Origin of the sequence: Oceanobacillus sp. FSL K6-0251 (genome assembly GCF_038004725.1) — a bacterium.
In the GTDB taxonomy this organism is placed as follows: Bacteria; Bacillota; Bacilli; order Bacillales; family Amphibacillaceae; genus Oceanobacillus; species Oceanobacillus oncorhynchi.
This window is the reverse complement of the sequence record NZ_JBBORS010000002.1, coordinates 25,036-36,386: the sequence shown is the minus strand read 5'-3', so window position 1 is coordinate 36,386 and position 11,351 is coordinate 25,036. Positions and strand designations below refer to the sequence as shown.

The window sequence follows — 11,351 nt, the reverse complement described above, 5'->3', positions numbered from 1 at the left end:
GCAACGAAAGAAAGATTGATGAAAGAGTAGTTGATTGGTGTATCCGAAAAGACTTATTAGTTCAGGATAGGTTAAACAATGCTGTTTTTAAGTGGAAAGATAAAGAAGGAAACGTTGTCGGCGGAGATAGACAAGGGACAGAGAAAGTAGACAATAAAAGGGGTACAATGAAAAAAATGATTCCATCGTCATCAGAGGAACATGGTTTTAACATCAAAATTGGAAATCCTGATAAAATTGCCTATTTTGAATCACCAATTGATATGTTATCTTACTGGTCAATAAAGAAGGAAAAATTACAAGATGTACAATTGGTTAGTATGGGGGGACTGAAACAAAAGCCTGTTACAAAAGCCTTTGTTGATTTGAAGAATGAAGGGCATGAAATTAAAAAGTTTGTATCTTGCGTTGACAATGACGAAGCCGGAGATGAATTTGAACAAAAAATGCAAAAAACGGTTGGAATACTAAAAGGTGTGAGCCTAGAAAAAGATAGACCGATTGAAGAAAAAGATTGGAATGATACATTAAAAAAAGTCCACTCCCAGAAAAAGACAAACCATATAGCGCAAGCGCAAATTCATGGGATGTGACTACGATTCATAGCAACCTTTTCTAAATAGGAACGGTTGGAAAAGGATAAGTGATATGAAGTATTTAATAAAAACTTATAGGAGGTGCGTAAGTGTTAACTATCATTGTTATAGTGGTGTTTCCATTTTTTATTATTTATCAACTTTATAACTTATATGTAAATAAAGAGAAAAAAATTGTAAGAGATATTGTTTCATATTATGAAAGTATGGGGTGGAATAAACAAGCAATAGATTGTTTGAAAGTTGATTTAAGCGAAATAACTAAACCTGAAGAAATGTCTAATCTAGCATATTTTGCTAATCAGTTTCCTCCATCTGAACCTGAAAATCTAGTAATTTTGAGTGAGATTCAACGCCATATATTAAATAATAAAGACAACAGTAGATATGCTTGGTATCACCCAGTCTCAATCTATTTAAATGATGATACGTTTATAGAAGCAAATATGGAAGCGCAGGAAAGGTATGAGAAAAATAGATATTGGGAAGACTATTATAGTAATGCAAAATAAGAGCAAGAATTTTATTTAGGAACAAAACTACTTCTTAAACAGAATCTGTTTTGTTCCTTTTTTTGTAGTATTGTAGTATTGTGTTATTGTGTTGTGTGTGATATAATAAGGTAACTACTCAAAAAGGAGAGTTTTATAAAAAAGCCTTTATTACTATTCAATGTATCAAATATTATTAGGAGCTAGGAGGACTAGAATAACATGAAAAAAATATTTTCACCTTCAATTGTGTTTTTACAGAATTTGGTTCTAATCATATTGATTATTACAGGTATGGCAGGATTAATTTTAATACAAAATATTATCATTCAAGTTGGGTCTTCCGGTGTAATTGCTTTGTCGGTTTCAGGGTTAATTATGAACTTGCTTTATACACTAAACAGAAGGTCTGATAAGGGGGATGATTAAATGAAGTAAGTCCTTTATTATTAAATAGCCATTAAAAATTATTAGGAGGGTTATGAATATGGAGGTTTCTGTTTTAGGGGACTTAGGAACTACTGTTCTAGAAAAAGTTTTTTTAATAATGGTTGGTATAATTATTTTATCAATCTTTTTCGTTATAATTAAAGTGATATTTACAAAAAAGAAAAATAAGATACTATTAATCACTGGAATCCTTTTCTTGGGATACCTATTACTTGATTTTTCTGCAACCTTAATAATAGATTACAATGGTATGTTTGCTAAAATTGAACCGATCGCTAAATTGATAAATAGAGGTAAATAAGATTTTCCATGGAAATATTAATCAAAAATTGAAAAGGAGTTAAATTCTAATGAATATAGAGAATAAAAAGAAAGAATTTCTTGAATTGTTTGATTTGGCTAACGTAGAGCCAGAACTGGCAAAAGAATTAATTGAACCACAAATTGATAAGCCTTATACCAGAACATCAGCAGATAATATTACACGTAATAATATTCTAAAATTATCAGATTATCATGTACAAAACTATTATCAAGATATACTTTATAAATTATGGAATTATGCTGAAAAGTTACAAAAAAGGAGCGATAATCAATGAATACAATGAAGAAGTATAAGGAGAGTAAAGAAAGGAAAAATAGCATTAACAGAATGGGTGCATATAATCCGGTTGAATATATAGCTAGCAAATGCAGAGAAGCAAAAATAATTGTTCTTGACCCTAAAAACGAAAAAATAAAAAGAAAGGGTGATTAGATGAAACTTTCCGATAAGCACAAAGAGTTTATTCTTAACTTCTGTAAAAAAGAGGGGCATGATTTTATATCTGCTGAATTTAATGAATTATTATCAACTAATTCTACTGAATATGTTAATACATTGTATCGAAATATTATGTTCGCATTAGAAAGTGAGATAGCTTATAAAAGTCAATTTGATGGTTTTAGCACTGTAGAAAAGGAATTACTTGAGCTATTAACAAATTCTTCACAAAACGAGTATTTGAGCTATTCCGATCATCTTGTGAATGAATTTAAAAAAGTGATAAAAGGTATAGAAATGATGAGTACCTATGAATTATCAAGTATTTTTGAAACAGGTGATTTCTCTATTACTTTCCCTACTCATACAATAAAAGCTATTTCAGATAATGAAGCTAAAGAAATAGCACAATGCAGTGAATACGGAAATATTTGCTATGACGTAGAGTCCAGAGAGATTTTTCATGCTTTTGATTTACCTGAACCTACTTTTCAATATATTACAACATGGATTCAAAATGAATTAGCTATTGTTCCGAATACACATTTTGAAATACTAAATCCACGAAAAAATTATGACCATAAATTATTGGGTGGAGTACCAATTATGGAAGAAGAAGATTATGAAGAACTACCATATCTTGATTGGGAAAAGAAACTATTTGCTTATTGTAAAGAAAATGGGATTGAACAATATTATTTTGAACCGATAAGTTACGGTTTTAAAAAAATTGAAAAAGCAGATGGAGAGTGATTTCTATGTTTAATAAAACCCCATTAGATAAAGAAATTTCGAAATTAAAAGGAAAAAAACAGAACTTAGAACAACGTATAAATTATTTGCAACGCATGGAAAAAAACTATTTAGAGGATGGGTAGAAGTAGAGCCATCAGTAAGTAAGGAAATGAAAATTCATGAATATATGGAGGAAATTTCAGAGTTGAACGAGCAATTATATAAGCTGGAAATTCTACAGGAAAAAGGGGAAATTAACATTAGATTTTGATAAGTAAAGGAGTGTTTTTGATGGTTCATATTTTATTACCAGATGAAGACGAAAGTGTACTGAAATATTTAGGAATCGAAAAAGAGCAATTATTAGAACAATCATTTTACTTGCTTATTGAAAAGAAACACCTTATTTCAATTATAAGCTATCACTTTCCTGATTGGTCTGCATTGTTAGAAATGGGTTTTGATAGGGAAAGTTATGATAATGTATATAGTATTAGTTTAGAAGATTCTCCTTTAGCAATGTCTGATTCCTCTGTATCACCATTATCACAACCCTTTAAAAAACGTTTTTTGTATGATTTCAACCTATCTTCATTAAAAAACTTTAAGGAATATCATAATGGAACTTTAAAAGAGCAAATACAAAAACAAATTAATGGAGATGACAAACTATATAATATGTGGAAGGAAGAAGATAGTATAATAAATCAAGAAATGGATGATTATTTTAATTCCCAAGAATATAAACGGAGATTCCAAGATATATAAAATGAAAGTCTATTCAAGTGATAAATTGGATTGAAAATATGTTATAATAATAGCAGTGCATAAGGCTTTTCGTGGTGGTGGCGCACTCCCTTTATATACACCTTTCAATTGCAGCAAGAAAGGGGGTGTTGCCAATGACAGTATTTGAATCTTTAATGTTTGCTGTAGCTTTTGCTACACTTGTTATTTTGATTCTGTCAGAACAAAAAAAATAACCACCTGCGCCTAGCAAAGCAAACAGTGGTTACTTTTTGAAGTATAAAGTTTGTGTAGCTGCCCCCTTGAAGGGCTATTGCACTAACGTTCGGTGCACCACCACCGGACGCTTTTTATTATATGTTTGATTCATTATTATTATACCCTATTTCTAATAAAAAAAACAAGTACAGTAGAACATAAAACACAAATAACAAAAAATCAAGCTAAATCAGAAGCAAAAGTTTGATTCCATACAGTACAACAACGATTCAAAAAAAGTAAATCTCTATAAAAATTTAATCTAAATATATGTTATTTATTTTAATTGTAAAATAAGCTAAAAATGCACCTTTTGTGTTATTGAGTTATTGTGTCAGTTTATTATGGTATGCTTTATATAATTAATCTTAAAGGAAAAATAATGATGGTGAATATAATATTGATTTCTTTCTTGATTGGATTATTATTTACCTATATTTTTCTGTGAGCGAAAAAGAATAAACAAAATTGCATTATTGTGTTATTGTGTTATTCAATTTGTTGTGATATAATGTAATTATGTTTGAGAAGATAGATTACAATATTTTTTTGAACCATATGGTTCAAAAAAAAGGAGGACATTATGACAGAGCCAGTCACTATTGATAGAGTTTCAAGCGAATTATATAAAGCTTTTGATTTATTTAATCAAAAATATTTTGAAAACAAATTACCAATAACAGCCATAACCATTCAATCTTCTGGACACAAAAGAAATTCTATGGGGTGGTGTACAACGAACGAAGTTTGGGGGAATAAAGAAGGAAATATAAAAATGTATGAGATTAATCTTTCAGCAGAATTTTTGGACTTAGATTTTCACGAAACAATGGATACATTACTACATGAAATGGTTCATCTTTTCCATATGGTCAAGGGAATCAAAGATACGAGCAGAAAGGGAACTTACCATAATAAAAACTTTAGAAATAAAGTATTAGAAATAGGGTTCGAGTATAAAGATGATAAGCCTGATTCGTTACATGGATGGTCTTTTGCTAGAATAGGTGAAAAAGTAAAAAATGAAATTGATGAAATGGACATTAATAAAGACGTTTTTTCTATATCTAGAAAAGGCTTTTCTTACTTCCAACAGTTAGATAACGGAAGTTCTCCTGATGAAGTAGAAATCGAATCGACTAGGGGAACTGCGGTTTCAAATCCTTCATCTTTTAAGTGGTTCTGTGAAGGGTGCAGATTGATAATGCGTTCCTCAAAAAAAGAAGTGAATGTAATATGTGGTGATTGCAATAAAACATTAATAAAAAGTGAATAACAGATACATTCACAAGATATAGAAGATTCATAAATTTCTTGTTTATTTTTAAATTAAACTGTTCAATCAAAGTATACTCTGCGTTAACAAACGAAAACACTGTTTTAATAGAATTCCAGATTGTTCAATCTATGTTCAATCTGGATGTGATACAATAAAGGGGATTTTTCTACTTCCGAAAATCAGAAGTCCAAGAAAAGTTATTCTTCTTCTTCCGATTTTGAGAAGTCCAAAATGGGAAGTTCAAAATCAGAAGGTAATAGGTTTATTACTAATCAGGTTTATCATAAAGATTTTGATACAGAAGATACTAAACAGTAGCGTAAGCAAGAATTAATCAAAGAATGGAATTTTTCTAAAAAAGTGCGCCGGATGTTTTTTAAAACAAATGCAGAGATAACAGATATTGGAGGTTAATCAAATTTCAAAACAATCAAGGGGGATATATATGAAACATGATACGTTTTCCATGAAATTAAAAATAAGAGATTCTTTAAGAAAAAACAATAAAATTATAGTTATTTTTTTATTAGCATACTTTGTTTTGCTATTTCTAACTAATCTAATAATCAGTTTTTTTACCGACATGACAATAATAGAAATCATGCAATTACCATTTTTTACTTGGCTTACTATTTTAGCAATCATCGCCTTGATATTGTATGCTTTGCATCTGTTACCTATTAAAAAAATTGACCAATCAGTAAATCATGAAATCTTAGAAGCTATAGAAACAATTGAATATGAACTTAACAAAACCAATGAACCTATTGATTTTGAATCAATACAAGCATTGATTACACAGTATAATTCGGAAGCAATTTTAATTGCCGGTTATAATGAAAGATGGGAAAGAAATATATCCATACTGGAAGAAACAATTGAAATATTAAATAAAATAAACTTGGAAGAACCAATTGAAGAAGAATTAGGTAATTCAGACTTTATCTTAGAACAAATGAATGACAGAGAAAACACCTTTTTTGTTATTTCATCACAAGGGACTTATATTGCAGATTTTTATATTGAACGCAGATCAGAATATTCCTTCCTTCCAGATGAAATTATATTAGAGAAATTCTTTAAAAAAAATGAAGAATTTGAAGAAGTGTTATCATCACTGAACATGTAAAGCATGCCAGGCATTTAGCTTTTCGTATGGGCACTCGTTAAAAATTTAGAAAAGTGATATCAAACAATATTCAGGGAGGGTAGAAATTGAGAAAATATTATTATGAAGAGTTGATTCAGGCATATAAGAAGCAATTTGAAATATACCTTAATTCTTTGAAAGTGAATAAACTCTTACCCGATTCTGATATTTATAATCTTATTTCAAGAGAATATGCTGTAATTATTTCTGATATTTCTAATGAACACCCAGAAATTAAGCTAAGTGATTTAGAACCAATCACTAGTACATTTCAAGATGTTCAAAAAGATTATTGCCAATATATAAAAGAATTAGCAAGTTCACATTTTTGATAAGGAGAGCGAGAAATAAATGAAAGTCGGTTATATACGTGTCAGTAGTAAGGGGCAGAATGTCGCTAGACAAAGGAAATCACTAGAAGAATACGGTTGCGAAAAAATCTTTGTTGATAAAAAATCAGGAAAAGATTTAGAACGAGAACAATATCACGAAATGAAATCTTTTATTCGTGAAAAAGATATCGTCATATTTGCAGAGTTAGATCGGTTAGGTCGTAACCGTGAAGAAATTAATCAGGAGTGGAGCGATTTAATTAATAGAGGTTGTGATATTAAGGTTTTAGATATGCCTATTCTCGACACAACACAATATAAAGATGATATGGGTAAATTTATATTAACTATTGCCAGAGAACTTTTAGGATATATTGCAGAGCAAGAAAGAAAGAAAATATTAGAACGGCAACGCCAAGGAATTGAAATCGCAAAACAAAAAGGGAAATACCAAGGTGCAGAAAAATTCTATCGCCCAGATAGCAAAAATCCGGAGTTCCGTTATAAATATTATCAGATAATCTATTTATTAGAAAAAAAAGTTCCTGTCTCTCAAATTTCCCGAGAAGTAAGGGTCAGCCGAAATACAGTATATCGAATTAAAAGGGAAATCAACAATGTATTATTGTAGCATTGTATCATTGTGTAAATGTGCTAAATTCACTATTCAAGTTCATATTACATTAGATAACGTCATGAAAAACTATTCAAACGATACAGAAGGCTTTTTCTTAGAAAATATCAGATTTAAATACAGCATCATAAAAAGTATAATCATCAAATTGGTGGTTATACTTTTTCTCTGTTTCAGAAGCCTTTATTCCATACCCCAATTCTTGGGGTACGGCTATTTCAACAGCACTATTCCATAAGAATAAGAATAAATAAAGCCATACCCCAAAAATTGGGGTATGGCTAAAAAATCTTGAAATCAAGGTTTTATTCATTTATCTAATTTTCCATAAGCATTTAAATGTATTAATGTATTATTGAATTATTGTGTTAATGTGTTATATATGATATAATAGATTTACACAATCGGAAAGGGGCAAATACAATGGCAAACAAAAATATTTATGTTAATCAGCTAACCAAGAAAAAACAGGAATATATCTTGAATCAAGTATCATTACATCTTCATCAAAATGAAGGATTGAACAAAGAAGAACAAGAAGAAGCCCTAAAAAATGCACAAAACAGTAGGCTCAATGACTTAGAAGGAATCATAGATGTATCAGAGTATTTATAAATACTCTGATACCCTTTAAAAATGAAAGCGAGTTGAATTATATGGAAGAAACCCTTCTATACCTAGTAGGAATTATTATTGCTATTATGATTGCTCCTGTTTTAATCAAAAAAACTTTCCTTTGGGTAAGAGAAAGGCGAATGCTAAAAAAACTTTCCCAAGCAGGAATGCAGGACATTGATAAAATGGATGGACACCAATTTGAAGTTTATTTAAAAGCATTATTAAAGGAGTTAAACTATAAATCGGATGTGACGAGTGGTTCACATGATTTTGGGGCAGATATTATTATGCAAAAAGACGGAAAAAAAGTGTCTATTCAAGCAAAACGGTACAGGTATAAAAATAGAGTTAGCATTGATGCTGTACAACAAGTATACGCATCAATGCCATATTATAAAACGGATGAATGTTGGGTTGTTACTAATAGTATGTTTACAAAATCGGCAATTAAACTTGCTAAAGCCTGTGGTGTAAAACTATATGACCGTTACGCATTGGCGGATTTAATTAACCGATCTAAAGCAACTATAAAAGCAAAAGATATAAAAAATACAGTAGAGCCAGAAGAAAGAAAATGTCCTGTTTGTTCCGGAAAACTGATGCAAAGAAAAAGTAAAGAAGGAAATCAATTTATGGGATGTTCTAACTATCCAAAATGTAATCACACCGAGCCGGTAGCTAAATAAAAGCCGGCTCTTTTTTCAAAATTGTAGTATTGTGGTATTGTGTTATATATGGTAAAATAATTGTAGAATATATTTTATGTATAAATTGAAAGGAGTTTTATAATGAAAAGCACTGGAATTGTTAGAAAAGTAGACCACTTAGGAAGGGTAGTTGTTCCAATCGAATTAAGGAGAAATCTAAAGATTGAACAAGGCGACCCTGTTGAAATTTTCCTTGAAGAAGACAAGGTTATATTGAGAAAGTACCAATCAAATGCTTGTGCTATTACTGGTGAAGTGAAGGACGATAACATTTCATTATTAAATGGCGATTTAACACTTAGCAAAGAAGGAGCTAAAATGCTGATAGAGGAACTCAATCAAAGAGTATGAAGATATGTTTATTACGCTAGTAGAAAGAAAGGAGACTGACTAATCAATGGGAAGTGTAGTAGTAGTTGCTGAAAAACCCAGTCAAGCCAGAGATTACGCAAAAGCCTATGAAATTGATGAAAAAAGTAAGCACTATATTAAAATAAAACCGAATGACACATTTCGAGAAGGGGCAACAATTACGTGGGCTGTTGGACATTTATTAGAATTATACAAGCCCCAAGATTACGATGAAAAATATAAAAAATGGTCACTGGAAAACCTTCCTATTATTCCTGATACTTTTCGCTATCAGGTAATGGAAGATAAAAAGGAGCAGTTTAATCAAGTAGTTAAATTATTAAAACAAGCCAATATTATCATTAACGCAACGGACGCAGACCGAGCCGGCGAAGCTATTTTTCAGAACATCGTTTCCTATGCTAATATAACTGGAAAACCAATAAAACGTTTATGGATAAATTCTTTGCACGCAAATGAAATAAGGAAAGGTATGAAAAATTTAATCGATAGCAAGGAAAAAGAAAGGAAAGCCGTTGAAGAACAAGCCAGAGAAAAAAGTGATTGGTTAATAGGAATGAATTTATCCCCCCTAGTCACACTTTTACTACAGGAAAAAGGCTATGAAGGTACGATAGGGGTCGGCAGAGTGCAAACTCCAACCGTTTATTTGATATATCAGAGACAAAAAGAAATTAAAAACTTTATTTCAAAGCCATTTTTTCAACTTGAAGGAAATTTTAAGGTTGCGAATGGAAGCTATAAGGGAATGGCTAAAATCAAAGAAGATTCTAAAGAGGTCGTTCAATCTTTACTTAAAGAACATGAATTACAAGAAAAAATCGATAATAACGGCGTTATAGAATCTGTAGAAAAAAAAGAAAAGCAACAAAAAGCGCCACAGCTCCATTCATTGGATACGTTGCAGAAGGTTTCAAATAAGAAATGGAAATACACATTGAAAACGGTGCTTGATACAGTCCAGGAATTATACGATAAAAAAATCCTGACATATCCCAGAACTGAAACAAATTATATTACAGAGAATGAATTTAATTACATCAAAGAAAATGTCTATAATTATCAAAAGGTAATCGGTAACGAGTTTCCGATTAAAACTTTAGAACCTAAAAAAGAATATGTTGACGGATCGAAAGTACAGGAGCATTATGCTATTGTTCCGACTGAAAAAATACCTACGGATGAAGAAATAGAGAATATGACTTCAGAACAAAAGAATATTTATTTTGAAATTCTCTACGTTACGTTAGGCATGTTTGCTGAAAATTACATCTACGAAGAAACAACAATTATTACAGATGTAAACGGGATTAAATTCAAGTCAACTGGTAAAGTGGAAAAAGAAAAAGGTTGGAAAGCTCTATTTCCAGAACCCATAAAAAAAGAAAAGGATAAAGATAATAAAGAAAAGGTTCTCCCATTAGTAGAAAAAAATGAAAGCTCCACTGCTAATGTGATTATCAAAGAAGGAAAAACGCAACCGCCAAAACCTTATACAGAAGGTCAACTGGTAGATATGATGATTACATGCGGTAAGCATGTAGAAGATGAAGAAGAATATAAAATGTTAAAAGAGACCGGAGGTCTTGGCACAAATGCAACAAGGTCAGATATTGTAGAGAAAATCAAGAAAGAAAAATATATTGAAATAAATAAAAATATTGTTTCCGTAACAGAAAAAGGAACCGTTCTTTGTGAAGCTGTTCAGGGAACATTGTTAGCCAGCCCTTCCATGACTGCCAAATGGGAAGAATACCTTAAAAAAATTGGTGAAGGGTCTGGAACGCAAGAACAGTTTCTTAAAACGACAACTGCCTTTATAAACAAAACAATACAAGATTTACCGCAAAGTTTGAACGCCAATACCAATATCCCTAAAATTATAGAAAAGGAGCGTGAAAGTAAAAGTATTGCTAAATGTCCATCATGTCAAAAAGGGGATATTGTTCAAATAAAAACTAAACAGAAAAAAACTTTTTATGCTTGTTCAGAGTATAAAAATGGTTGCCAATTTAGCCTTCCTAATAAGTATGCGGGCAAAGTCCTTACAACTTCTCTTATCCAAAAACTGTGCCAAAAGAAAGAAACGCAGGAAATCAAAGGGTTTAAGAGTACCAAAAATAAAGGAAAAACATTTTCTGCCAAGTTATATTTAGACAATGATTTCAAATTAAAATTTTCATTTAAAAAATAATTTCAAATTATTGAGAAAGGGTTGA

General features: G+C 30.7%; 17 protein-coding genes. 16 read left to right on the top strand and 1 reads right to left on the bottom strand.

What is annotated here, in order from left to right; genetic code table 11:
• The 12 genes from MKY45_RS23205 to MKY45_RS23150 all read left to right on the top strand — a co-directional run.
• Window positions 1–593: toprim domain-containing protein (locus tag MKY45_RS23205; RefSeq protein WP_341173538.1), on the top strand; the 593-nt coding region annotated here is incomplete at its 5' end.
• Between the two features lie 92 nt (window positions 594–685).
• Window positions 686–1,108, top strand: coding sequence for a hypothetical protein (locus MKY45_RS23200; RefSeq protein ID WP_341173537.1), 423 nt, complete (start codon window positions 686–688; stop codon window positions 1,106–1,108).
• A 201-nt stretch (window positions 1,109–1,309) separates the two neighbouring features.
• Complete coding sequence (locus MKY45_RS23195) at window positions 1,310–1,516, top strand: hypothetical protein (RefSeq protein WP_341173536.1); 207 nt, start codon at window positions 1,310–1,312, stop codon at window positions 1,514–1,516.
• A gap of 58 nt (window positions 1,517–1,574) precedes the next feature.
• A complete protein-coding gene (locus MKY45_RS23190) occupies window positions 1,575–1,838 on the top strand; it encodes a hypothetical protein (protein ID WP_341173535.1) in 264 nt (87 codons plus the stop codon).
• 49 nt (window positions 1,839–1,887) lie between these two features.
• Entirely contained in the window at window positions 1,888–2,136 is a 249-nt protein-coding gene (locus MKY45_RS23185) for a hypothetical protein (protein ID WP_341173534.1), read from the top strand.
• Entirely contained in the window at window positions 2,133–2,294 is a 162-nt protein-coding gene (locus MKY45_RS23180; protein WP_341173533.1) for a hypothetical protein, read from the top strand. The genes MKY45_RS23185 and MKY45_RS23180 overlap by 4 nt, the downstream gene beginning before the upstream one ends.
• Window positions 2,295–3,053, top strand: coding sequence for a hypothetical protein (locus tag MKY45_RS23175; RefSeq protein WP_341173532.1), 759 nt, complete (start codon window positions 2,295–2,297; stop codon window positions 3,051–3,053).
• A 273-nt stretch (window positions 3,054–3,326) separates the two neighbouring features.
• Complete coding sequence (locus tag MKY45_RS23170; protein WP_341173531.1) at window positions 3,327–3,803, top strand: hypothetical protein; 477 nt, start codon at window positions 3,327–3,329, stop codon at window positions 3,801–3,803.
• 820 nt (window positions 3,804–4,623) lie between these two features.
• Window positions 4,624–5,316 carry a SprT-like domain-containing protein gene (locus tag MKY45_RS23165; protein ID WP_341173530.1) on the top strand — a complete coding sequence of 231 codons (693 nt, stop codon included), beginning with the start codon at window positions 4,624–4,626 and terminating at the stop codon, window positions 5,314–5,316.
• Window positions 5,317–5,764: 448 nt separating this feature from the next.
• Complete coding sequence (locus MKY45_RS23160; protein WP_341173529.1) at window positions 5,765–6,448, top strand: hypothetical protein; 684 nt, start codon at window positions 5,765–5,767, stop codon at window positions 6,446–6,448.
• Window positions 6,449–6,534: 86 nt separating this feature from the next.
• Window positions 6,535–6,801, top strand: a complete 267-nt coding sequence (locus tag MKY45_RS23155) for a hypothetical protein (protein ID WP_341173528.1) — start codon at window positions 6,535–6,537, stop codon at window positions 6,799–6,801.
• A gap of 19 nt (window positions 6,802–6,820) precedes the next feature.
• Window positions 6,821–7,432: a recombinase family protein gene (locus MKY45_RS23150; protein ID WP_341173527.1), complete on the top strand. Its 612-nt coding sequence runs from the start codon at window positions 6,821–6,823 to the stop codon at window positions 7,430–7,432.
• 100 nt (window positions 7,433–7,532) lie between these two features.
• Here MKY45_RS23150 and MKY45_RS23145 read toward each other — a convergent pair whose 3' ends face one another.
• Window positions 7,533–7,748 carry a hypothetical protein gene (locus MKY45_RS23145; RefSeq protein WP_341173526.1) on the bottom strand — a complete coding sequence of 72 codons (216 nt, stop codon included), beginning with the start codon at window positions 7,746–7,748 and terminating at the stop codon, window positions 7,533–7,535.
• A 110-nt stretch (window positions 7,749–7,858) separates the two neighbouring features.
• On the opposite strand from MKY45_RS23145, the gene MKY45_RS23140 reads away from it, so the two are divergent.
• From MKY45_RS23140 to topB, 4 genes are all read left to right on the top strand, one after another.
• A complete protein-coding gene (locus tag MKY45_RS23140) occupies window positions 7,859–8,050 on the top strand; it encodes a hypothetical protein (protein WP_341173525.1) in 192 nt (63 codons plus the stop codon).
• Window positions 8,051–8,091: 41 nt separating this feature from the next.
• Window positions 8,092–8,739 (top strand): restriction endonuclease, encoded by a 648-nt coding sequence (locus MKY45_RS23135; protein ID WP_341173524.1) that lies wholly within the window; start codon window positions 8,092–8,094, stop codon window positions 8,737–8,739.
• A gap of 102 nt (window positions 8,740–8,841) precedes the next feature.
• A complete protein-coding gene (locus MKY45_RS23130) occupies window positions 8,842–9,111 on the top strand; it encodes an AbrB/MazE/SpoVT family DNA-binding domain-containing protein (RefSeq protein ID WP_341173523.1) in 270 nt (89 codons plus the stop codon).
• A 46-nt stretch (window positions 9,112–9,157) separates the two neighbouring features.
• Entirely contained in the window at window positions 9,158–11,326 is a 2,169-nt protein-coding gene (gene topB, locus MKY45_RS23125) for a type IA DNA topoisomerase (RefSeq protein WP_341173522.1), read from the top strand.
• The last annotated feature ends 25 nt before the right edge of the window (window positions 11,327–11,351 follow it).